Source organism: Solibacillus merdavium, from assembly GCF_014836935.1.
GTDB classification, from domain to species: Bacteria; Bacillota; Bacilli; order Bacillales_A; family Planococcaceae; genus Solibacillus; species Solibacillus ferritrahens.
Map to the genome: position 1 here is coordinate 121840 of NZ_JACSPW010000009.1, position 22708 is coordinate 144547.

General features: G+C 37.4%; 24 protein-coding genes. 8 read left to right on the forward strand and 16 right to left on the reverse strand.

Annotated features, from left to right (window positions below; genetic code table 11):
- Position 1: 1 nt before the first annotated feature.
- From yycF to H9632_RS11175, 7 genes are all read right to left on the reverse strand, one after another.
- Entirely contained in the window at positions 2 to 712 is a 711-nt protein-coding gene (gene yycF / locus H9632_RS11145; protein WP_191704198.1) for a response regulator YycF, read from the reverse strand.
- A 236-nt stretch (positions 713 to 948) separates the two neighbouring features.
- A complete protein-coding gene (locus tag H9632_RS11150; protein ID WP_191704160.1) occupies positions 949 to 2418 on the reverse strand; it encodes a peptidoglycan DD-metalloendopeptidase family protein in 1470 nt (489 codons plus the stop codon).
- A 284-nt stretch (positions 2419 to 2702) separates the two neighbouring features.
- A complete protein-coding gene (locus H9632_RS11155) occupies positions 2703 to 3989 on the reverse strand; it encodes an adenylosuccinate synthase (protein WP_191704161.1) in 1287 nt (428 codons plus the stop codon).
- Positions 3990 to 4171: 182 nt separating this feature from the next.
- Positions 4172 to 5524 carry a replicative DNA helicase gene (dnaB, locus tag H9632_RS11160; RefSeq protein ID WP_191704162.1) on the reverse strand — a complete coding sequence of 451 codons (1353 nt, stop codon included), beginning with the start codon at positions 5522 to 5524 and terminating at the stop codon, positions 4172 to 4174.
- Between the two features lie 12 nt (positions 5525 to 5536).
- On the reverse strand, positions 5537 to 5983 hold the full coding sequence (rplI, locus tag H9632_RS11165) for a 50S ribosomal protein L9 (protein WP_191704163.1): 447 nt from the start codon (positions 5981 to 5983) through the stop codon (positions 5537 to 5539).
- On the reverse strand, positions 5980 to 7956 hold the full coding sequence (locus H9632_RS11170; protein WP_191704164.1) for a DHH family phosphoesterase: 1977 nt from the start codon (positions 7954 to 7956) through the stop codon (positions 5980 to 5982). Before H9632_RS11170 ends, rplI begins: the two co-directional genes overlap by 4 nt.
- A 13-nt stretch (positions 7957 to 7969) precedes the next feature.
- Positions 7970 to 8917, reverse strand: a complete 948-nt coding sequence (locus tag H9632_RS11175) for a YybS family protein (RefSeq protein WP_191704165.1) — start codon at positions 8915 to 8917, stop codon at positions 7970 to 7972.
- A 482-nt stretch (positions 8918 to 9399) separates the two neighbouring features.
- Between H9632_RS11175 and H9632_RS11180 the strand changes: the two genes are divergently transcribed.
- The 6 genes from H9632_RS11180 to rbsB are packed head-to-tail and all read left to right on the forward strand — an operon-like array spanning position 9400 to position 15041.
- Positions 9400 to 10386: a LacI family DNA-binding transcriptional regulator gene (locus tag H9632_RS11180; protein WP_191704166.1), complete on the forward strand. Its 987-nt coding sequence runs from the start codon at positions 9400 to 9402 to the stop codon at positions 10384 to 10386.
- Positions 10383 to 11261 (forward strand): ribokinase, encoded by an 879-nt coding sequence (rbsK, locus tag H9632_RS11185; RefSeq protein WP_191704167.1) that lies wholly within the window; start codon positions 10383 to 10385, stop codon positions 11259 to 11261. Before H9632_RS11180 ends, rbsK begins: the two co-directional genes overlap by 4 nt.
- Entirely contained in the window at positions 11258 to 11647 is a 390-nt protein-coding gene (gene rbsD / locus H9632_RS11190; protein WP_191704168.1) for a D-ribose pyranase, read from the forward strand. Before rbsK ends, rbsD begins: the two co-directional genes overlap by 4 nt.
- 15 nt (positions 11648 to 11662) lie before the next feature.
- Complete coding sequence (locus H9632_RS11195; protein WP_191704169.1) at positions 11663 to 13159, forward strand: sugar ABC transporter ATP-binding protein; 1497 nt, start codon at positions 11663 to 11665, stop codon at positions 13157 to 13159.
- Positions 13146 to 14087 carry a ribose ABC transporter permease gene (gene rbsC / locus H9632_RS11200; protein WP_191704170.1) on the forward strand — a complete coding sequence of 314 codons (942 nt, stop codon included), beginning with the start codon at positions 13146 to 13148 and terminating at the stop codon, positions 14085 to 14087. The genes H9632_RS11195 and rbsC overlap by 14 nt, the downstream gene beginning before the upstream one ends.
- Positions 14088 to 14102: 15 nt before the next feature.
- Entirely contained in the window at positions 14103 to 15041 is a 939-nt protein-coding gene (gene rbsB, locus H9632_RS11205) for a ribose ABC transporter substrate-binding protein RbsB (RefSeq protein WP_191704171.1), read from the forward strand.
- Between the two features lie 203 nt (positions 15042 to 15244).
- On the opposite strand, the gene rpsR is transcribed toward rbsB, so the two are convergent.
- Genes rpsR through rpsF form a run of 3 tightly spaced genes read right to left on the reverse strand, consistent with a single transcriptional unit; the run spans position 15245 to position 16420 of the window.
- Positions 15245 to 15484, reverse strand: a complete 240-nt coding sequence (gene rpsR / locus H9632_RS11210) for a 30S ribosomal protein S18 (RefSeq protein ID WP_191701183.1) — start codon at positions 15482 to 15484, stop codon at positions 15245 to 15247.
- Positions 15485 to 15525: 41 nt separating this feature from the next.
- A complete protein-coding gene (ssb, locus tag H9632_RS11215; RefSeq protein ID WP_191704172.1) occupies positions 15526 to 16092 on the reverse strand; it encodes a single-stranded DNA-binding protein in 567 nt (188 codons plus the stop codon).
- Positions 16093 to 16129: 37 nt separating this feature from the next.
- Positions 16130 to 16420 (reverse strand): 30S ribosomal protein S6, encoded by a 291-nt coding sequence (rpsF, locus tag H9632_RS11220; protein ID WP_191701062.1) that lies wholly within the window; start codon positions 16418 to 16420, stop codon positions 16130 to 16132.
- A 176-nt stretch (positions 16421 to 16596) separates the two neighbouring features.
- Here rpsF and H9632_RS11225 point away from each other — a divergent pair, with 176 nt between their 5' ends.
- Entirely contained in the window at positions 16597 to 17133 is a 537-nt protein-coding gene (locus tag H9632_RS11225) for a DUF3267 domain-containing protein (RefSeq protein ID WP_191704173.1), read from the forward strand.
- Positions 17134 to 17249: 116 nt separating this feature from the next.
- Here the strand turns inward: H9632_RS11225 and ychF are convergent, their stop codons facing one another.
- From ychF to H9632_RS11240, 3 genes are all read right to left on the reverse strand, one after another.
- Positions 17250 to 18350, reverse strand: coding sequence for a redox-regulated ATPase YchF (ychF, locus tag H9632_RS11230; RefSeq protein WP_191704174.1), 1101 nt, complete (start codon positions 18348 to 18350; stop codon positions 17250 to 17252).
- Between the two features lie 129 nt (positions 18351 to 18479).
- A complete protein-coding gene (locus tag H9632_RS11235; RefSeq protein WP_191704175.1) occupies positions 18480 to 18680 on the reverse strand; it encodes a DUF951 domain-containing protein in 201 nt (66 codons plus the stop codon).
- A 3-nt stretch (positions 18681 to 18683) separates the two neighbouring features.
- Positions 18684 to 19589: a mechanosensitive ion channel family protein gene (locus tag H9632_RS11240; protein ID WP_191704176.1), complete on the reverse strand. Its 906-nt coding sequence runs from the start codon at positions 19587 to 19589 to the stop codon at positions 18684 to 18686.
- Positions 19590 to 19704: 115 nt separating this feature from the next.
- Between H9632_RS11240 and yyaC the strand changes: the two genes are divergently transcribed.
- Positions 19705 to 20331 carry a spore protease YyaC gene (yyaC, locus tag H9632_RS11245; RefSeq protein WP_191704177.1) on the forward strand — a complete coding sequence of 209 codons (627 nt, stop codon included), beginning with the start codon at positions 19705 to 19707 and terminating at the stop codon, positions 20329 to 20331.
- Here yyaC and H9632_RS11250 read toward each other — a convergent pair.
- From H9632_RS11250 to H9632_RS11260, 3 genes are all read right to left on the reverse strand, one after another.
- Positions 20248 to 20955 carry a DUF554 domain-containing protein gene (locus H9632_RS11250; RefSeq protein ID WP_191704178.1) on the reverse strand — a complete coding sequence of 236 codons (708 nt, stop codon included), beginning with the start codon at positions 20953 to 20955 and terminating at the stop codon, positions 20248 to 20250. The two genes, yyaC and H9632_RS11250, sit on opposite strands and share 84 nt — an antisense overlap.
- Positions 20956 to 21068: 113 nt before the next feature.
- The gene (locus H9632_RS11255; protein WP_191704179.1) at positions 21069 to 21914 is read right to left on the reverse strand and encodes a ParB/RepB/Spo0J family partition protein; all 846 of its coding nucleotides are present in this window, start codon (positions 21912 to 21914) and stop codon (positions 21069 to 21071) included.
- Positions 21907 to 22668, reverse strand: a complete 762-nt coding sequence (locus H9632_RS11260; protein WP_191704180.1) for a ParA family protein — start codon at positions 22666 to 22668, stop codon at positions 21907 to 21909. Before H9632_RS11260 ends, H9632_RS11255 begins: the two co-directional genes overlap by 8 nt.
- Positions 22669 to 22708: the final 40 nt, after the last annotated feature.

The window sequence follows — 22708 nt, forward strand, 5'->3', positions numbered from 1 at the left end:
TCTACTCCTGTTCAGGATTTCGTAAGTAATAGCCGACTCCCCGTCTTGTTACAATCCATAATGGATGACTCGGATTATCTTCTATTTTTTCTCTTAGACGGCGAATTGTTACGTCTACTGTACGTACATCACCAAAGTAATCGTAACCCCATACAGTTTGTAGCAAGTGTTCACGCGTCATTACTTGACCGATATGTTTTGCTAAATAGTGCAATAATTCAAATTCACGATGCGTTAGCTCTATTGATTCATCACGCTTTAAAACTAAGTATGCATCAGGCTGAATTGTCAATGAACCTACAACAATATCATTTGATTCAGCTTGCGCTTCCTCTACTTGAGCAGGTACATTTAATCGGCGCATATTTGCCTTCACACGGGCGATTAGCTCCCGCGTACTAAATGGCTTCGTTACATAATCATCTGCTCCCATTTCAAGACCTAACACCTTATCAATCTCCGAGCCTTTTGCCGTTAGCATAATAATAGGAAAATCATATTTTTTACGGACTTCACGACATACTTCCATTCCATCACGCTTTGGAAGCATTATATCCAATAACATTAAATCTGGCTGCTCTTCTTCTACTCTTTGTAGAGCCTCGTCTCCATCGTACGCACAAATTACACGATAGCCTTCTTTAATTAAATTAAACTGCAAAATATCTGCAATTGGTTTCTCATCATCTACAACTAAAATTGTTTTATCAATCATCTATATACCTCTTTCCTAAATAAATTCTATATAAAATGAAAAGTAATGTTTATTTTTACTATCATTACTCTATCACGGTTTGCGATTTGATGCATTATACAGATGTTTTCCATAAATTATTTTCCAGGAAATATTTTTAAATTTTTTCCGTATTTTAGTTCTATTCTCTGAAAGTGCTGTAATAATTGAAAAAAGTGTGCTAAAAGTCAAAGCTTTTAACACACCTCCCTAAATTAATTTAAATATGATAATGGATTTACTTCAGAACCATTTTTATGAATTTCGAAATGCAGATGAGTTCCCGTTGAACGACCTGTGGACCCCATTTGTCCAAGAGCAGATCCTTGTTCTACTACTTGTCCAACTGATACTTCAATACTTGATAAGTGTGCGTATAGTGATTCAAAGCCATTATTATGGTCGATTACAACATAGTTCCCATATGTTGAATGACTTCCAGCTGTTTTAATAACCCCATTATCTGAAGCTTTAATCGTATAATTGGATGGTCGCGCAATATCGATTCCATAATGATAGCGTCCCCAACGATGTCCCATATTACTTGAAACATAACCTCCAACTGCTGGCCAAGCGAAGGTTCCTGTTCCAATAGAAGGAATTACCTTCGTTCCTACGATTACTATACGATTTTCAGGTTCTATTAATACATTTCCCACAGATTGACGTCGCTCTGTTCGGACGCCATTTTCTTCTGTAATTAAATAAGAAACTTCTTTCTTACCTTTTTTGCCTTCTTGCTTAACAATTTTTTCACCTTTTAACATTGTTGGATCTTCTTCAACAACTTTAGCGAAATCAATTTCCTCGATTTTTTTCTTCTCATAAACGGCCTTAACATTAACGAATGGTTTTTCTATCGTAACATTTAGCTCTTGACCAATCTGCAGTAATGTATTTTCTGTAAGAGAAGGGTTTAAAGATAATAATTGTGCTATTGTTAAATCATGTGCAGATGCTATAGAGCCCAACATATCTCCTGGTTTTACTGTATAGGTTTCTTGCTGTACTGAACCTGTTTGTAATAACTGGATCGCCTCTGATACAGAAACAATTTCATCTGGCTTTGCTAAATCTTCCTGTCCTGTAATTGGAGCTGACAGTGCAACATCAATTAGACGGGTTTCATCTTTTTTTAATTCGGGTAAAGAATCACTAGTTGAATTGTTTTTCAATTTATTCAATTGATATTGAGTAATATAGCGAAGCTTTAATCCGTCAATTACAGCTTCAAAATCCGCTTTGTCCTTCAATGAAGCAACGACTGTATCTTCTACTTGTAGGGAATAAACTTGTGCTTGAACTGTCAATGCTTCTTGAAGGTTTTTTATCGTTTCTTCTTCATTTGCATCTACTGTAAATACTTGCTCTGGAATAATCTTAAGTTCGCTACTAGCATCGACCTTTAAATTATCATACTTCTTGCTAGCTTCTAGTTCTTTATTTAGTACAACTTCTTCTACTGTTGCTTCATCTGCAACAGATCCAACATATGTATCAGCTACATAAACGTGGTAAATTTTAGCGAATTGTTCTTTATCTGTTTCATTCGCGAAACCTAGATTGAATGTCACCGTAGAAACGAGTAACGCAAAAATTGCAGTAATTTTTAATTTTCCATTATGACGATTCATTAGACTTTGTTTTAAATTGCCTAAGCCTAACTTGTTTCCTTTTGAACTCATGATAAAGCCCCTTCCAACTATGTCTAATCTATAATATTTAGTGCTTCTATTTATCTTCAAGTGTTAAAACACACTTTGCTACTGTACCATATTTCTCATTCCAAATGAACTACTTCAATATTTTTGTAATGAAATTGTATTATTATCTAAAAAATTGTTACATTCTAATTGATAGAGTGATTGCCTTTAATTGTTCTTGTTTGTATATTTTCTATTTGCCTATTAAATAGAAAAAGAGTATTAAAAGCCTTACGACTTTTAATACCCCCTTTGAAGTTCTTCTACTATTGCCAAATAGCATTTACAATATTCGTTTGTTCACGAGATGGACCAACTGAGAATGTTGTTAATGGGATACCTGTAAGTTCTACAATGCGATTAATATAGTTACGTGCATTTTCCGGCAACTCTTCCATTGTACGAACATTTGTTACATCTTCTGACCATCCAGGTAACTCTTCATACACTGGCTTACATTGTTTAATGATTTCAAGGTTGGCTGGGTACTCAGTAATTTGCTCTCCATTATACTCATACGCTGTGCAAATTTTTACTGTTTCTAATCCTGACAATACATCGATGGAGTTTAATGCCAAGTCAGTTATCCCTGAAACACGGCGCGAATGACGAACTACTACCGCGTCAAACCAGCCAACACGGCGTGGACGACCTGTCGTCGTACCATATTCACGGCCAACTTCACGAATTTGATGACCGATTTCATCGTGAAGCTCTGATGGGAATGGACCATCTCCTACTCGGGATGTATAAGCCTTACATACACCTACAACACGTTCTACTGCAGTGGGACCTACACCTGACCCAATCGCAATACCTCCCGCAACAGGATTTGATGATGTCACAAAAGGATATGTTCCCTGATCGACATCAAGCATAATTCCTTGTGCCCCTTCAAATAACACCTTTCCACCTTCATCAATTACATCATTCAGCACTTTAGAAGTATCTGTTACATATTGGGCTATTTCTTGTCCAAACGCGTAATACTCTTCAAATATATCTTCAAAATTTAAGCCTTCTACTTCATAGAATTTCGTAAATAAGCGGTTTTTTAAATTTAAGTTTTCTCGTAATTTCTTTTCAAAAGTTGGTCTATCCATTAAATCGGCAATACGTATGCCGATTCGGGCTACTTTATCCTGATAGCATGGTCCAATTCCTTTTGCCGTTGTCCCAATTTTCTCATCGCCACGGCTTGCTTCCTCTACGATATCTTGATGAATATGGTATGGCAAAATTACATGCGCACGATTTGAAATTCTCAAATTCGATGTATCAATACCTCTTGCCTGTAAACCTTTTAATTCAGTTACAATGGACTTGGGATTGATAACAACACCATTGCCGATTACCGACAATTTATCAGAATAAAATATCCCAGATGGAATTAGGTGAAGCTTATACGTTTCTTCCCCAATTTTTATTGTATGACCTGCATTATCGCCACCTGCAAAACGAGCTATTGCATCTGCCTTTTTAGAAAGGAAGTCTGTAATTTTACCTTTTCCTTCGTCTCCCCATTGTGTACCTACTACAACTACTGCTGTCATATACGAGCACCTCCGACGAATTGAATCCTTAAGAAGTATAAGTATCCTATTCATTTTAATAAAATTTACTTTTAATTCCTTAATGATGAAGCATGAACATTTTAACAATTCTGAAACACAAAAGTCAATAAAAAACACGAACATACACATGACAAGCATGTTAAACGTTCGTGTTTTAACGGTCATTCCTCACGTGGAGGAGGGGTAAACTCTAAATTTAAAAATTTATTGTATTCTTTACGGAATGCTAAACTCACTGTACCTGTTGGACCATTACGTTGCTTCGCGATAATGATTTCGATAATATCTTTACTTTCGGATTCTTTATCGTAATAATCATCACGGTATAAAAACGCAACAATATCCGCATCTTGCTCAATGGAACCTGATTCACGCAAGTCACTCATCATAGGACGCTTATCCTGACGTTGCTCTACACCACGTGATAGCTGTGATAGGGCAATAACCGGTACTTTTAATTCCCGGGCTAATCCTTTTAATGAACGAGAAATTTCCGATACTTCTTGCTGACGGTTTTCGCCCGGTTTACCGCTACCTAAAATTAGTTGTAAGTAATCAATTAAAATCATGCCTAAACCGTTTTCTTTTGCCAATCGTCGGCACTTGGCACGAATATCCGCCATACGAACACCTGGTGAATCATCAATATAAATTCCCGAATTCGATAAACTTCCCATCGCCATCGTCAGCTTGCCCCAGTCCTCATTTTGTAAATCCCCTGTACGAAGGCGTTGTGCATCGATATTGCCTTCTGCACATAACATACGCATGACAAGTTGGTCGGCACCCATCTCTAGAGAGAAAATCGCGACATTTTCACGCGCCTTTACCGCAACACTTTGTGCTACATTCAGTGCAAAGGCTGTTTTACCTACCGAAGGACGGGCAGCCACGATAATTAAATCATTGCGTTGGAAACCAGCTGTCATTTTATCTAAGTCACGGAAACCGGTTGGAATACCTGTCACGTCTCCGGCACGTGATTGGAGCTGTTCAATATTATCGAAGGTCTGAACTAATACATCTTTAACATGCTTAAAGTCGCCCGCATTTTTCCTGTTTGAAACTTCAAGCATTTTTTTCTCAGCTTCAGCTAAGAGCACTTCTACTTCATCTTCACGCGTATATCCATCATCCGCAATCTTAGAAGCGACGCGGATAAGGCGACGTAAAATCGCCTTTTCTTCTACAATCTTTGCGTAATGTGCAATATTGGCAGCAGTCGGTACTGCATTTGCCAGCTCCGTAATATAGCTTAAGCCACCGATATCCTCTAGCTCTTTTTTCGCTGATAATTCTTCTGTAACAGTTACAACATCAATCGCTTTCCCCTGATCGCTTAAATTCAGCATCGTTTGGAAAATCTTTTGGTGTGCAATATGATAGAAATCATCTGCAATAACAATTTCAGATGCTGTTATTAGAGCTTGCGGTTCAAGGAAAACTGCGCCAATAACCGATTGTTCGGCTTCATTATTATGCGGCGGAACGCGGTCCATCATGGATTCGTTCATTGTTGTCGCTCCTTATTCTTCAATTACATGTACTTTTAGCGTTGCCTTTACATCATGATGTAACTTAACAGGAACATTTGAAAAGCCTAATGAACGGATTCCATCATTGCAATCCATTTTACGCTTATCTACTTTAAATCCATGCTTTTTTTGTAATGCATCTGCTATTTGCTTTGTAGAAACTGAACCAAATAAACGTCCACCTTCACCTGATTTTGCCTTTACTTCTACTGTAATAGCCTCTAACTGTTCTTTTAAATCTTTCGCTGCTTGTAGTTCCGCAGCTGCATTTTTTTCTTCTAAACGCTTTTGACCTTGAATTTCGCTCAATGCTTGATTATTTGCTTCTTTGGCATAGCCATTTTTAATTAAAAAGTTACGTGCATAGCCTTCAGCAACTTCTTTAATTTCACCTTTTTTTCCTTTACCTTTTACATCTTTTAAAAATACTACTTTCATGATTCCTTGCTCCCTTCGACTATTTCGCTAATAGCTTTATATAAATGATTTTTTACTTCTTCAATAGATTCTGCTTTCATCTGTGTTGCAGCATTAGTTAAGTGCCCGCCACCGCCAAGCTTTTCCATGACAAGCTGTACATTGATTTCTCCTAAAGAACGTGCACTAATGCCAATTAGTCCATCATTGCGATGTGCAATAACAAAAGAGGCACCAACATCTTTCATCGTTAGTAAAATATCCGCAGTTTGTGCGATTAATACTGAATCATATACTTTAGTATCTTCACCCTGCGCAACTGCAATTCCTGTATAAGGAAATTGAACCGTCTGTATAATTTTTGATCGCTCGACGTATATTCCCACATCTTCTTTCAGCAATCGTTGAATTAAAATCGTATCTGCTCCAAATGTACGCAAATATGAAGCTGCTTCAAATGTACGTGCACCTGTTCTAAGTGTAAAGCTCTTTGTATCCACTATAATACCAGACAACAATGCTGTTGCTTCAAGCGGAAGTAATTTTTCATTTTGTGGTTGATATTCCAATAGCTCTGTAATGAGTTCTGCAGTAGAGGAAGCATATGGCTCCATATACACCAAAGTTGGATTATTAATAAATTCCTCACCACGACGATGATGGTCAATAACAACAACTTTATCCGTTCTACTTAATAATCGACTATCAATTACCATACTAGGCTTATGTGTATCTACAATGACTACAAGAGACTTTGGTGTTATTTTCGATAAAGCCTCATCTGGTGTAATAAAACTATTGTAAAAATCCGTTTTCTGCTCCAATTCGGTCATCAACCGGCCTACACTGCCACGCACTTCATCAAAGTTTACTATTACAAATCCTTCGACCCCATTCATTGCGACCATTTTACGTACACCGACACTAGCCCCTATTGAGTCCATGTCTGGATTTTTATGCCCCATTACAAATACTTGATCACTATCTTGTATTAAATCACTAAGTGCATGCGAGATTACACGGGCACGTACTCTCGTTCGCTTTTCTACAGGGTTTGTTTTTCCCCCATAAAAGCGAATTTTACCATTTGATTGTTTGATTGCAACTTGGTCACCGCCACGCCCTAGCACTAAATCAAGACCTGATTGTGCTAATTGACCAAGCTCCACTAATGATTGAGAGCCTGCTCCAATTCCGATACTTAAAGTTAATGATAGGTTTTTCTGCATCATCGTTCGCTCTCGTATTACATCTAATATTGAAAAACGCTTTTGCTCAAGCTCAGCTAATATCGATTCATTTAATACGGCCATAAAACGATCGGATGCTATTCTTTTTACAAAAATACCGTAATGCGCGGCCCATTCATTTACAATAGAAGTCATCATTGTATTCGTTACGCTTCTCGCTTGGTCATCCATACCTGATGTAAGCTCATCGTAATTATCGATAAATAGTATAGCCAACACTGTACGATCTGCCAAATACTGTTTTTCTATTTGAACTTGCTTTGTAACATCGAAGAAGTAAAATAACTTTTCCTCTTCTTTATAATAAATATGATATTTTCGGTCATGTATTGCAACAACCGTTTCATTCTTCTGTTCTTCATTTATAAGTATAGGTAACTCTTCTGAAATCGTATCCAACTCTACTCCGACTAATGTTTCCTGCTGCAATACCCGCAGCATAAATGGATTTGCCCATGCCACCTTAAAGTCATCATTCAATAATAGAATTCCGAATGGCATTTCCAGAAATGCCTCTTTTCCCACATCATCCAACCGATAGGAAAGTGCTTCTATATGTTGTTCTGTATCTTTGTACGTCAATAATTCAATCTTTAACGTATAGTAAACAACTCCTAAATATACTATTATAAATGCGACCCCAATCCATACATTCCATATCATCATAAGGATAGCTGCCACTACACCTAGTAAAAATAATACTGCTAGTGGATATCGAATTGGTCTTTTACGAAAATTGCCCATTTCAATCAGCTCCTCACTTTTGACTTTTTTCTCGAATGTAATCTCTTGCATTAAAGCCTAAATCAATAATACCAATTAATATAACAAAAGAATAAAGCGGTATAGCCACAATAGTACTTAGTACTTTTATAAACTTAGGATAACCAAATGCATCTATAGCAAAATGGATAAAAGAGATCCCTTGTAACGTAAGCAATATCCATAAAATCATTGAAACATTTAACATGATAATCGCCAATGAAGAATTTGGTTCAGGCTGAACAAATAAATTAATGGATAATGCAATCAGATAATACCATAGGACCGATCTTGGTAAGCGTAACTCACTAAACTTCGCAAACTTCGGTACATCTACTTTCAATCGCTTTAAAATCGGTAAGTTAACAGTAATGATAATGAATGATACAAACAGCATTGCCAACGTAATGGAAGCAGGTAAAGTCATTTCCAACGTATTCAGCATATTGTTCATATTATCCATTACTTCTTTTGGTGTTGCTTGTCCTGTCAGCTTTTCCGTCATTTTTATTGATTCAATATAGCTTGTCTTCATAAGTTCCATCGAATCGCGAATAAAATCCACTTCAAACAAACGCAATGATATGACATATTGAATAGCAAATGTGACGAGTAAGACAATGCTTGTAGATATAAACATAAATACTTTGCTTTTTTTATTGTAAATGGCATCCCCGATTGCCACACCTGCCGCTGCAAAAATTAGTGAAGCGGGTATTAGCAGTAAACCGCCGATAAAAAATGTGACGATTACAGCAATAATTGCAATTAAAAATGATGACCTTCGATCGTAATTCGCACTATACCAAATCATCGGTAAAGGCGCTATGATCGCTGCAATAATATTCGCCATGGGAATATAAAATACGATAGCCATCAGTACTGTAAAAATAGCTATCATCATAGCACCATGTGCTAACTTTCTTGTTTGATTATTTTGCATGGAGAACCTTCCTTATCTGTTGTTGGAAAGACACTATGGTGCATGTAGTTTACAGACCATTGCTACCATCTTTTGCCGATGTTTCGACTTGTCTACTTTCAACTTTTCTCACCTTCCCATTGTACCATTTTTGGATGACCAAACAAACTAACGGTTACGATAAGAGGTACGAATTAACCTATATATTATTGCATTTAGCTTCGCCTCCGTGTAATCGGTGGGCTGAAATACCCCACAATTCAAAGGTACTAATTGAAATTTTGCCTGATTAACCAAGTAGCGAAATGCAAATCAAAATAATAGTATGTCATTTTAATTTTTTTAGTATAACTTAATATGGAGTATTTTTCGTTTGAATAACTAGATTCTAAGTATAAAATGCTATTTTCCTGTCTTTTATGTCCTTTATTTCGTTGACAATTTTTATTGTATAGCATATATTATGTAACCGATAACATATTTCGATTTAGGAGGGCATATTGATGGTTAACATTAAAGATGTGGCAAAGAATGCGAATCTTTCTGTGGCGACAGTATCGCGCTACCTAAACAAAAATGGTTATGTAAGTAAAAAATCATCAGAACGTATTGAACAGGCAATTCGGGAACTGGATTATAAGCCAAGCAGTATTGCACGTTCATTAAGTAAGAAACAATCTAATATAATTGGTCTGATTGTCCCTGATATAAAAAATCCATATTTTCCAGAGTTGGCTCGTGCAGTTGAAGACATGGCCTGGTCTTATGGTTATACGGTTGTTCTTTGTAATTCAGACGAACAAACGGAAAAAGAATTGTTATATATAGAACGCTTATCACAAACATATGTAGCAGGTTTAATTGTGACTACAAGCTTAATGGACCCCTCTGTTTATATGTCCATCAATACTCCAATCGTTGCACTTGATCGAATAATTGATGTGGCAATACCAACTGTGGCGACTGATAACCGAAAAGGAGCCAAGCTTGGGACCAAGTATTTGCTCACAAATGGCGCGGAAAATTTATTATGTATACGTGGGCCACAAGGTTTAAAAACCGCAGATGATCGCCTTACAGGATTTCTTGAAGCCACTGATGAACAAGGGCTAGATCCAATTGTTGTAACAACATCATTTGATTTCAAAGATGCTGCTAAGGTGATTGAACAGACCTTAATGTTACACCCTCAAGTTGACGGTATTTTTGCAAGCAGCGATACATTAGCCATTGCTGCTCTTCATATTGCACACAAACTTGAAAAGCGCGTACCGGAAGAACTACAAATCGTAGGCTTTGATGGAATTGCGCTCGGTGAAATGGTATCACCGGCATTAACAACGGTCGGTCAAGACTTATATAAAATGGGTGCTGCTGCTGCAACCATGTTAATTGAGCAAATTGAAGGCAAAGAAATAAAACAAACAGTATTAAATTTAGATGCACAATTAATTGTACGTGGTACGACGAGAAAGGAAGCTGCAAAATGATTACGGTAATAGGAAGTATCAATATGGACTTAGTTGTTCAAATGGATGTATTTCCAAAACAAGGAGAGACCGTTTTAGGTAACCTATTTACAACGGTTCCAGGCGGTAAAGGAGCAAACCAGGCAGTAGCTGCTGCGCGCTTAGGCAGTCAAGTTAAAATGTTAGGTGCTGTTGGCTCAGATAGTTTCGGTACAGAACTTCGTGCGAATCTAAATGAAGAAAATATAAACACTAGCTTAGTTATGAATACGAATGGAGCAACAGGCATCGCGAATATTTTGCTTCATGAATCAGACAATCGTATTATCGTTGTACCAGGTGCCAATTCTAAAGTAACTCCAGAAGTGATTGCTTCTGCAAAAACTATTATTGAAAACAGTCAGTTAGTTGTAATGCAGCTTGAAATTCCAGTGGAAACGATTGAATACAGCTTGAAATTATGTAAAGAACTTCAAGTGCCAGTATTATTTAACCCTGCTCCAGCAGCAAACTTCAATATTAAATGGATGCCGTATATAGATTACTTAACACCGAATGAAACCGAGTGTGAACTATTATTTGGAAACGATATAGAAGCAGCACTAGAGAAATACCCGAATCAATTAATTGTGACATTAGGCGATAATGGTGCGCGCTACTTTGATGGAGAAAGACATGTACATGTAAAAGGATATAAAACGACAGCTGTTGATACAACAGGTGCTGGTGATACATTTAACGGTGCATTCGCGCATGCTGTTACAAATGGGCAATCGATTGAAGAAGCAGTATCTTTCGCAAATATTGCAGCCTCATTATCCGTTGAAAAATTTGGCGCTCAAGGTGGTATGCCAAAATTAGAGGAAGTGATTGCTCGAAAGGAAGGCAAAAAATGAAAAAACAAGGCATTTTAAATCGTGAATTAGCAGGTATATTTGCACGCTTAGGTCATACAGATAAAATTGTCATTGCAGATTGCGGCTTACCAATTCCAGAAGGTGTCACATGTATAGATTTAGCTTACAAACTAGGGGAACCCGAATTTACGGCTGTTTTAGAAGCTGTTTTAGAGGATTTAGAGGTAGAACATAGTTACTTAGCTGAAGAAATAAAAGCTGCAAACGAAACAATTCATTCATTTATTTTGAAAAATGTGGAACCGGTTACATATTTATCACATGAACAATTCAAACAGATGTCGAGCGAAGCAAAGGTCATTATTCGTACAGGTGAAATGACGCCATACGCTAACATCATGCTACAAAGTGGCGTAATTTTCTAAGGTAGGTGACGGAATATGATTGAAATGAAGGGCATAAAAAAAGCTTTCAACAGGAACGTCGTATTAAACAATGTTGAATTCACGCTTTTAGATGGTGAGATTCACGCGTTAATGGGTGAAAATGGTGCCGGTAAATCTACAATGATGAAGATTTTGGCTGGCATCTACTCACGTGATGAGGGTGATGTGTTAGTAGACGGGCAGTCCTATACCTTTACTTCTGCAAAGGATGCGGAAAGCTTAGGTATTCACGTGATTCACCAAGAATTAAATATTCTACCCCATCTATCTGTTGCGGAAAACTTATTTCTAGGAAAAGAGAAAACAATAGGTCGTACAGGATTCCTACGTACTCGTGAAATGAATAAAGAAGCACAGACACTGTTAGCAAAGCTCGGCTTACATATTGATGTGCGTCAGCCTGCTGGTTCCTTATCAGTCGGAAAACAACAATTAATTGAAATTGCCAAGGCTATTAATTCAGAAGCGAAATATATCGTAATGGATGAACCGACAGCTGCTTTAACAGACCGTGAAATTGAAACACTTTTTGATACGATTCGTGAACTAAAAGCGAAAGGGCTTTCCTTTGTTTATATTTCTCATCGTATGGAAGAAATTTTTGCAATTTGTGATCGTATTACGATTTTGCGTGACGGTGAATATGTTGGTGTCCGTGAAATTTCAAAAACATCCTTTGATGAAATTGTAAAAATGATGGTCGGTCGCGAGCTAGGTGAACGTTACCCAAGTCGTGATGCAAAAATCGGTGAGGTTGCTTTAGAAGTAAAAGGGCTAACATGTCCTGCGGTATGCAAAGATATTAATTTCCAGATTCGTAAAGGGGAAATCTTAGCATTTGCAGGTTTAATGGGAGCAGGCCGTACAGAAGTGGCACAAGCAATTTTCGGTAACCTTAAAAAGTCCAAAGGTGATATTTTCATCCACGGGGAAAAGGTGACGATCAAAAGCCCAATTCAAGCAATGAAATACGGAATCGGATTTGTAACGGAAGACCGTAAAACAGAGGGGCTCGTATTAGATTTTTCAATTAAAGAAAATATGTTTTTAACAAATTTGAAATCAATTGCAAAGGGTAGCTTTATTCAAGCACAACAAGAGCAATTACAGGCTACAAAATATATTGAACAGCTGAATATTCGCTGCAGTGACGCGACACAGTCTGTCGGCTCATTGAGTGGTGGAAATCAGCAAAAAGTTGTCATCGCGAAGTGGTTAAGTACAAAACCGGATATTTTAATCTTAGATGAACCTACTCGCGGTGTTGATATCGGCGCTAAAAAGGAAATATATTCTATTATGAATAAATTGGCTGAGGAAGGTGTAGCCATTTTAATGATTTCATCAGAGCTTCCGGAAGTTTTAGGAATGGCGGATCGTGTAATAGTCATGCATGAAGGTCGTCAAACAGCTATTTTAGATAACGTTGATTTAACACAAGAAACAATTATGAATTACGCAACAGGAGGAGAAGAAGTTGTTAAAAACTAGCTCAAAAGAAATGTTAGGAAAGCTAGGTCCTCTTTTAGGATTATTTTTAATTGTAATTGTCATTACGATTTTAAATCCAAGCTTTATGACAACAGATAATATTTTAAATATTTTACGTCAAGTATCGATTAGCGCGCTTATTGCATTTGGTATGACTTTTGTTATTTTAACTGGCGGCATCGATTTATCGGTCGGCTCGACATTAGCCCTTACAGGTGCAGTAGCTGCCACAATGCTCGCTTCAGGAATAGATCCTGTGTTAACGATTCTCGCTGCCTTATTGTTAGGGGCTATTCTTGGTGCTGTAAATGGTATCATTATTGCAAAAGGAAAAGTCGCACCATTCATCGCAACATTGGCAACAATGACGATTTATCGTGGATTAACGCTAGTGTATACGGATGGTCGTCCTGTTTCAGACTTAGGAAATGAAATTACATTCCAAATGTTAGGTAAAGGATATTTCTTCGGTATTCCGGTTCCAGTATGTACAATGATTCTAGCTTTCATTGTGTTATATGTAATTATGCATAAAACAACATTCGGTCGCCGTGTTTATGCAGTAGGCGGCAATGAAGCGGCTTCTAAATTGTCAGGAATCAATGTGGATCGTGTAAAAATTGCAGTATACTCGTTAACTGGTATGTTAGCTGCTTTATCAGCACTGATATTAACATCTCGTCTAAACTCTGCACAGCCAACAGCTGGGACATCTTATGAATTGGATGCAATCGCAGCAGTTGTTTTAGGAGGAACAAGTTTAACAGGCGGTAAAGGTTGGATTTTCGGTACATTAGTAGGTGCCTTAATTATTGGAGTGTTGAATAACGGTTTAAACTTAATCGGCGTTTCTTCATTCTTCCAGCAAGTTGTAAAAGGGATTGTTATTTTAATAGCGGTGCTAATTGACCGTAAAAAAACAGCGTAGAAGGAGGTCAATAGCGTGAAGAAACAATTAATATTATTAATGGCACTTTTGGCCACTGTAATGCTATCGGCTTGTTCAGTAAAACCTGGCTTTTCTTTGGAACCTTCTTTCGGAACATCTGCTACATCTACAGAAAGCAACAAGGATACATTGACAATCGGTTTATCTATTTCAACTTTAAATAATCCATTCTTCGTGACGTTAAGCGAACATGCAGAAGCAAAAGCAAAAGAACTTGGTGTGAAAACAACGGTTGTAGATGCGCAAGATAATGCGTCAAAGCAAGCTTCCGATATTGAAGATTTAATTCAACAAAACGTTGATTTAATTATTATTAATCCAGTAGATTCTGTTGCTGTTGCCACTGCTGTTGAATCTGCAAATGCTTTAAATATTCCTGTCATTACGGTAGACCGCTCCTCTGAAGGGGGCGAAGTCGTATCACATATCGCCTCTGATAACATAGCTGGCGGAAAGCTAGCAGGAGAATATATTATAGAGTTAGTTGGTGAAGGTGCCAAAGTCGTCGAATTGGAAGGTGTGGCAGGTTCATCTGCTGCGCGTGATCGTGGACAAGGTTTCAATGAAGCTGTCACAGGTATTTTAAATGTCGTTGCAAAGCAAACAGCAAACTTTAACCGTTCAGAAGGATTAACGGTAATGGAGAATATTCTGCAATCAAATGCAGATGTCACAGCCGTATTTGCTCACAATGACGAAATGGCATTAGGCGCACAGGAAGCAATTTCGGCTTCGGGTAAGAAGATTGTAGTAGTTGGCTTTGATGCAACTGACGATGCGGTGGCTGCTGTAAAAGCAGGGAACCTAGCTGCAACGGTTGCACAAAAACCTGATGAGATTGGTAAGATCGCGATGGAAACAGCAATTGCTTATTTAAACGGTGAAGAAGTTGAAGAAGTTATTCCGGTAAATCTTGAGTTAATTACAAAATAATAAAGCATGTAACATTCCATAATAGGTTGTTGCCCTCCTGCAGGCTGTCACAAGAAGTTTTTGTGGCAGCTTTTGTTATTGGAAAAAGCGTGTGCCTATACCGTGCAGAAGAATGCAAAGCATGCCGTTCTCTATTTAAGCGCTTGAAAACAAAAAAAGTACAACAGAGGCAAATTAAGCCTATGTTGTACCTTTAAAAAATCTTATTTTTCTTCAGCAACGAATGGTAGTAATGCCATAATACGTGAAACTTTGATTGCATTTGTAAGTTTACGTTGGTATTTAGCAGAAGTACCAGTTACGCGACGTGGTAAAATTTTACCGCGCTCAGAGATGAATTTCTTTAAAAGATCTACATCTTTGTAGTCGATGTGCGTAATGTTATTTGAAGTGAAGTAGCAAACTTTACGGCGTTTGCGGCCTCCGCGACGTGGTGCCATTATCGTGTTCCTCCTTTTAATTTTTAATAATAGATGCCAAGTTCTTAGAACGGTAAATCGTCTTCAGAAACTTCGATTGGTCCTTTGCTATTCGCAAATGGATCTTCATCTACTCGTGTATAATTTTGCTGATTTTGAGATGGCTGTTGATAAGAACCGTAAGAATCCTGTGATTGTTGCGAGCCCCCAAATTGTTGGTTTGGCTGATTATAAGATGGCTGACCACCATAATTTTGCCCACCACTATATTGTTGACCTTGTGAACCTTGAGATGCATTTGCATTTGCTCCTCCGCGCGGTTCTAAGAACTGCACTGCATCGGCAACGACATCTGTTGTGTACACACGCTTTCCATCTTGTCCTTCAAAGCTACCTGTTTGAATACGACCTTCTACACCAATCAAACTTCCTTTTCTCATGAAGTTTGCTAAGTTTTCAGCTTGTTTTCTCCAAGCAATACAGCCTATGAAATCTGCTTCGCGTTCACCTGACTGGCTCGAAAATGTACGGTTTACGGCAACCGTAAAACGTGCCATTGGAACTCCACTCGGCGTATAACGAAGCTCTGGATCCTTCGTAAGTCTTCCGACTAAAACTACACGGTTAATCATCAATGCACCCTCCTTTTTTCAGCATTTAAGTTAAAAATTATTTTTCTTCTTCGCGTACTGCGATGTGACGGATGATGTCTTCGCTGATGTTTGCTAAACGAGTATATTCGTTGATAGCCTCAGTACCAGCGTTAACTTTCACGATTTGGTAGAAACCTTCGCGGAAGTCATTGATTTCGTAAGCTAAACGACGCTTACCCCAATCTTTTGCTTCTGTGATCTCTGCACCATTTGAAGTTAAAATCTCGTTGAAACGCTCTACTAAAGCTTTCTTCGCTTCATCTTCAATGTTTGGGCGGATGATGTACATTAATTCGTACTTTCTCATTTGTGTTTGCACCTCCTTATGGACTTGGGCTCTCCTATTAAATAGGGAGCAAGGAGTAAGTAAATTCTTATTACTCACATCAATGAATTGTAACATAGTTCCCTATTAGACGCAACCTAATATAACTCTAATGTTTATTCAATTTTTGTTATACTCATTAGTAAGGGAGGGATTTTATGTGTGATAAACAGCCAGTAGTAATTGAATTGAATATGAAAAAGATAGCACGCGATAATATGATATTGACTGTCGTTTTAGTTGTTTTACTAGTGGGTTTAAATGCCATTATACATCAACGTTTTACTGGTGAATTTACCTTGCTAGATTTTTTCTATTTTTTTGCAGCATATATATTACTCATTATCCTTCATGAAGCATTTCACTTAATTGGCTTTATGCTATTTGGTGGTGTTCCTTATAAAGAACTTGATTACGGTATCAATTTACAACTTGGTGTCGCCTATGCCACTACAAAAAAACCGCTAACAAATGCTGCAATGAAAAAAGCTTTATTACTCCCATTTTGGACTACAGGTATTGTGCCCACAGTTATTGGTTTAATGCTTGATAACTTTTTGATAGTAATTATCGGAGCGTTATTAATAGCAGGGGCAATGGGTGATTTTTATATGTATAAGGAATTGCGCAAATACCCTAACGAAGCAACTGTAAGGGACGATTCGAAAGAGCCAAAATTATATGTTTATCTCTAAGTTGTATTTGTAATAAGCCGTATGTCCAGTGATGCACTCTCCAAGATTTATAATTAAAAAGAAAGCGAAGGAATTGCCTGGTAAATCAATTCCCGGTCAATCCCTTCGCTTATATTTTATACGTTAAATAAGAATTCCATTACGTCGCCATCTTGTACAACGTATTCTTTACCTTCTGCACGTACGCGTCCTGCTTCTTTAGCAGCAGGCTTCGAACCGAATTCTACTAAATCCGTATATGCTACAGTTTCAGCACGGATAAAGCCACGCTCAAAGTCAGAGTGAATAATACCCGCACATTGTGGAGCTTTCATCCCTTTACGGAATGTCCATGCACGAACTTCTTGCACACCCGCAGTGAAATAAGTTGCTAAACCTAATAAGCTATATGAAGCTTTAATTAATTGGTCTAATCCTGATTCAGCAATTCCTAATTCTGCCAAAAATTCTTTTTTCTCTTCATCTTCCAACTCAGAAATTTCTTCTTCAATTTTCGCACAGATTGTAATTACTTGAGCACCTTCAGTTGCTGCGTATTCCTGTACCATTTTCACATATTTATTTTCAGATGGATCAGCTACCTCATCCTCTGAAACATTTGCAACGTAAAGCATTGGTTTAATCGTTAAAAGGTGTAATCCTTTGATGATCTTTTTCTCATCATCCGAAAGGTCTACCGCGCGAGCTGGTTTTTCAGCTTCTAATACTTCTTTAATTTTTTGAAGAATTGGTTCTTCCACCATTGCTTCTTTATCTTTTTGTTTTGCCATTTTTGCAACTCGAGCAATACGCTTGTCCACTGATTCCATGTCCGCTAAGATTAATTCTAAGTTAATAACTTCAATATCATCAATTGGATTTACTGTACCGGAAACATGTGTAATATTTTCGTCTTCAAAGCAACGAACAACTTGGCAAATTGCGTCTACTTCACGAATATGAGCCAAAAATTTATTTCCTAGACCTTCACCAGTAGAAGCGCCCTTTACGATACCCGCGATATCGGTAAATTCAAATGTAGTTGGAACTGTTTTTTTCGGTACAACTAATTCTGTTAATTTGTCTAAACGCTCATCCGGAACAGTTACGCTACCTACGTTTGGTTCAATTGTTGCGAACGGGTAGTTAGCCGCAAGAGCACCTGCTTTTGTAATTGCATTGAATAAAGTCGATTTCCCTACGTTCGGTAAACCTACGATACCAGCTGTTAATGCCATTTTGACACAACCTTTCTATATTCACTTCATTTTTATTTGAAATCATAAATTATATGGATTTTTCTGTCCATTAAATTTCTATAACCTTGTCTATTATATTGATTACACACTTAAAAGTCTATTTTGCTTTTATACTTCTTCTGCTGAACGTAAAACTTTCTTCATTTTTTTCTGGAATTCTCGACGTGGAATCATAACACTATGTCCGCAGCCCTCACATTTTATGCGAATATCAGCACCTAAACGAATGACCTTCCATTCGTTTGTACCACAAGGATGTTGTTTCTTCATTTCTACCACGTCATTAAGACCGTATTGCTTTGCTTCCACCTTTTATTCTCCTCCTTGATTTCGCTCATAAAACATCATTTTCGGTACCGCAAGAGGGATACCGTTACGTGTTAAGATATCCATTACATCTTTTCGAATAATACGAGAAATTGAATACTGCTGTAATGGCAACGTTTCGAGTGTAATACCAATTGTGGCTTCTGTACTTGTCGTATTTGTTATACCTAAAAAGACAGGGGCTGTGACAAGCTCTTCGTGTTTTTCAGGTAACGTATCCAAATAGTTTTGAATAATCATTTGAACTTTTTCAATATTTGTCTCAAGCGGAATTTGCATACTAATCGTAGCTTTTGAGTTGTTGATGGAATAGTTAACAACGTCTACAATGCTTCCATTTGGAATAATGAATTGTTCCCCTGTTACGCCCTTTACTTTCGTTGTACGAAGACCAATTTCCATAACGGTACCTTCTGCCGTATTAATTTTCACAAAATCCCCTACACCAAATTGATCCTCTAAAATAATGAAGAACCCTGTAATAACATCCTTCACTAGGTTTTGAGCTCCAAAAGCAATTGCCACAGAAGCAATACCTGCCCCTGCCAGTAACCCGGCAATTTGTATATTCATAGCGGATAAAATCCCCATAATGGCGGAGAAGTACACTAAATAGCTCAATACGCTTTGCAGCAGCTTTACAATCGTAAGCTGTCGACGCTCATTATTTCTTACACGCAGCATAAACACTCGGTGAATGACCTTCTTGCCGATAAAAACAACAAGATACGAAATAACGATAATCGCTAGAATCTTCGCGCTGGCTACAATAATCTTTTCCAAAAATTCCGCACTTGTGAAGTATTCCCAAAGTTTTGTCGTATAGTGTGCGAGCCCTTTAATATCCGTTTCAGCAAATTCCTCTAAATCTAATTTCAAATCTTCTTCCAAATTTACCACCTCTTGTATAACAAACTTTAAAAATGAATATACTGCATAAATATATCGTATTTCACGCTATTTCTCGAGTAATCTAATCTACTTAAATTTGAAGGAGTGACTACATGTGACACAAGCCTGTCCGCAAAATTATAGCGTCCATTATGAACAGACAAGCGCTGTTTGGGAGCTAAGTGAAATCTTTTTAAAAATGGTTCCTTTTGAACATGAAAAACTTATTTTCTGCTGTATCGGTACCGACCGCTCTACTGGGGATGCGTTAGGTCCAATTATCGGTAGCCAGTTGCATCAAACCTTTTCATTCCCATTCCCGGTTGTTGGAACTTTAGAAGCGCCACTTCATGCATTAAATATCGTTGACCGTTACGAACAGCTCATAAAAGAGAATGAAAATGCATTCATCATCGCCATTGACGCTTGTTTAGGAGAGTCTAATGCAATTGGTTCAATTTTAATACAGCATGGTCCTCTTTTTCCTGGAAAAGCTGTAAAAAAGGAATTGCCTCCGATTGGGAATGTTTCTATTAAGGGAATTGTTAATGTAGGAGGTTTTATGGAAGCAAAAGTACTTCAAAATACAAGGCTTCATGTTACCTATTCTATGAGTGATAAAATTGTACGTGCACTCGTTTTAGCATGGCAGCGTCATTTACTGAAACAGAAAAATAATCGTTACGAGTATTCCGACCAGCAAAATCGCTGGCAGCAAATTGGCTATACGAATTTTCGTTAAACCAGCAATATTTAAGCCTATTGCTATAATCATAACACCACCTGTAGCTGTCATCTCTTTAATAAATAGATTAAGCGCTTCTGTTGGAATATATGTACTAATGACACCTGCAAACAATGCAATACTTCCCTGATATATTAATACAGATATTGCTGACAATATTACGCCAATGCCTAACGTAGAGGCTAAAATGATCGACATAAAACCATCAATTATTCCTTTCGTAATTAATACATTATGATCATTACGTAAACCACTATCAAGGGCACCGATAATTCCCATGGAACCTATAACAAAAATGAGCGATGCAGTAATAAACCCCTCTGCAATCGTTCCTTTTTGTGCACGTTTTCCGAAAAGGGATTCAATCCATACACCAAAGCGGTTGAACTTTCCCTCTAGGTTGAGCCATTCTCCGATAACAGCTCCCACTATTAAACTAATTACTAATAGAATGAAGTTATCACCCTCTAATCCCATTTGAATTCCTAAGAGAGCAACAACTAAACCGATAATTGACATAACAGTTTGTTGCATTGATTCCGGAATATTTCTAAATAATCGGCCCACTAATGTCCCAATTACAATAAATAGTGAGTTTAATAAAGAGCCTAATAATACCATGATCTTTCCTCTTTCTAGTTGCTATCTGTTTATTCTTTTTTAGCCTATACTAAGATAATCATCTTTACATTCACAGTAAAAAATGCGCTGAAACGTAATGCTCAGCACATTTTTTACTGTTCTTCTATATTTAATATTTCTAAAATGCGGTGTAAATCGTCCTCTGAATAAAATTCTATTTCAATTTTCCCTTTATTTTTTGCTTTTCTTATTTGCACTTGCGTTCCAAAATATTCACGTAATTGGGATTCTGTTGCTTCCGTATGAATATCCTTATTTGGAGTCTTTGTTTCACGTGAAACGGTTTCATTTATATCTTGAATATACTTTTCCAATTGACGAACATTTAAATGATCCTTAATTACTTTGTTAGCCACTTCTGGAATGCGCCGTTTGTTTTTTAAACCAAGCAATGCTCGGCCATGTCCCATCGTCAACTTTCCTTCATTGACAAGTTCACGAATTTCATCGGGTAATTGTAATAAACGAATTAAGTTCGCAATATGTGGGCGACTTTTCCCTAATCGCTTCGCTAAATCTTCCTGTGTGAAATTGAGTTTTCCAATTAAACTATTGTATGCTTCTGCTTCTTCAATTGGAGTTAAATCTTCCCGTTGCAAGTTCTCCAAAATAGCTACTTCCATCATTTGCTGCTCAGTAAAATCTTTTATAATGACTGGTACTTCTGCTAACCCAGCAAGCTTTGCAGCACGGTATCTTCGTTCCCCTGCAACAATTTCAAATTTTTTACCAGCTTTTCTAACAACAATAGGCTGAATAATACCATGTTCAGTAATGGAACTGGCCAGTTCCTCAATAGCTGTTTCATCAAAAATTTTACGTGGCTGAAATGGATTCGCCAATATTTTTGTAACGGCAATTTGCTGTACTTGGTCTTCCTTATGTACGGCTTCTTCTCTAAAAAGCGCGTCAATTCCTTTACCTAACCCTCTAACCATTTTTAATCACTTCCCTTGCCAACTCTAAATATACTTCTGCCCCGCGTGATTTAGAATCATATAAAATTACGGGCTTTCCATGACTAGGTGCTTCACTTAACCGCACGTTGCGCGGAATAACAGAACGATAAACCCTATCTTGGAAGTAGCGTTTTACTTCATCTATTACTTGAAGACCTAAATTTGTACGGGCATCCAACATCGTTAATAGCACACCGTCTATCATTAATTCCTTGTTTAAATGCTTTTGAACAAGACGAACAGTAGAAAGCAGTTGACTTAACCCTTCTAATGCATAGTATTCACATTGAACAGGAATAATCAGTGCATCAGAAGCGGTTAACGCATTAATAGTTAATAAGCCAAGAGACGGTGGACAGTCAATAATAATAAAATCAAAATTATTTTTAATTTCCTGAACCGCCTTTTTTAGTCTTACTTCACGTGAAATGGTCGAGACAAGCTCAATTTCCGCCCCTGCTAATGAAATAGTAGCGGGGACAATATATAAATTTTCTACATCTGTCTGTTGTATAACTTCTTTTATATCTTCATCATTAATTAATACATCATAAATACAGCTTTCTAAGTCTCCTTTTCGTACACCTAGTCCGCTTGAAGCGTTTCCCTGTGGGTCGATATCGATTAATAATACTTTCTTTCCTAAAAAAGCTAAACATGCACTTAAGTTTACAGAGGATGTCGTTTTTCCAACGCCACCTTTTTGATTGGCAATCGCAATTATACGTCCCAATATCCGCACCTGCTTTCATCACTTCAATTTAGGTATTTTT

What these genes read in the sequence shown, in the direction of transcription:
- H9632_RS11150 (WP_191704160.1), bottom strand. Translation starts at nt 2,418, where the DNA reads ATGAGTTCAAAAGGAAACAAGTTAGGCTTAGGCAATTTAAAACAAAGT.
- H9632_RS11155 (WP_191704161.1), bottom strand. Translation starts at nt 3,989, where the DNA reads ATGACAGCAGTAGTTGTAGTAGGTACACAATGGGGAGACGAAGGAAAA.
- dnaB (WP_191704162.1), bottom strand. Translation starts at nt 5,524, where the DNA reads ATGAACGAATCCATGATGGACCGCGTTCCGCCGCATAATAATGAAGCC.
- rplI (WP_191704163.1), bottom strand. Translation starts at nt 5,983, where the DNA reads ATGAAAGTAGTATTTTTAAAAGATGTAAAAGGTAAAGGAAAAAAAGGT.
- H9632_RS11170 (WP_191704164.1), bottom strand. Translation starts at nt 7,956, where the DNA reads ATGGGCAATTTTCGTAAAAGACCAATTCGATATCCACTAGCAGTATTA.
- H9632_RS11175 (WP_191704165.1), bottom strand. Translation starts at nt 8,917, where the DNA reads ATGCAAAATAATCAAACAAGAAAGTTAGCACATGGTGCTATGATGATA.
- H9632_RS11180 (WP_191704166.1), top strand. Translation starts at nt 9,400, where the DNA reads ATGGTTAACATTAAAGATGTGGCAAAGAATGCGAATCTTTCTGTGGCG.
- rbsK (WP_191704167.1), top strand. Translation starts at nt 10,383, where the DNA reads ATGATTACGGTAATAGGAAGTATCAATATGGACTTAGTTGTTCAAATG.
- rbsD (WP_191704168.1), top strand. Translation starts at nt 11,258, where the DNA reads ATGAAAAAACAAGGCATTTTAAATCGTGAATTAGCAGGTATATTTGCA.
- H9632_RS11195 (WP_191704169.1), top strand. Translation starts at nt 11,663, where the DNA reads ATGATTGAAATGAAGGGCATAAAAAAAGCTTTCAACAGGAACGTCGTA.
- ssb (WP_191704172.1), bottom strand. Translation starts at nt 16,092, where the DNA reads ATGATTAACCGTGTAGTTTTAGTCGGAAGACTTACGAAGGATCCAGAG.
- rpsF (WP_191701062.1), bottom strand. Translation starts at nt 16,420, where the DNA reads ATGAGAAAGTACGAATTAATGTACATCATCCGCCCAAACATTGAAGAT.
- H9632_RS11225 (WP_191704173.1), top strand. Translation starts at nt 16,597, where the DNA reads ATGTGTGATAAACAGCCAGTAGTAATTGAATTGAATATGAAAAAGATA.
- ychF (WP_191704174.1), bottom strand. Translation starts at nt 18,350, where the DNA reads ATGGCATTAACAGCTGGTATCGTAGGTTTACCGAACGTAGGGAAATCG.
- H9632_RS11250 (WP_191704178.1), bottom strand. Translation starts at nt 20,955, where the DNA reads ATGGTATTATTAGGCTCTTTATTAAACTCACTATTTATTGTAATTGGG.
- H9632_RS11255 (WP_191704179.1), bottom strand. Translation starts at nt 21,914, where the DNA reads ATGGTTAGAGGGTTAGGTAAAGGAATTGACGCGCTTTTTAGAGAAGAA.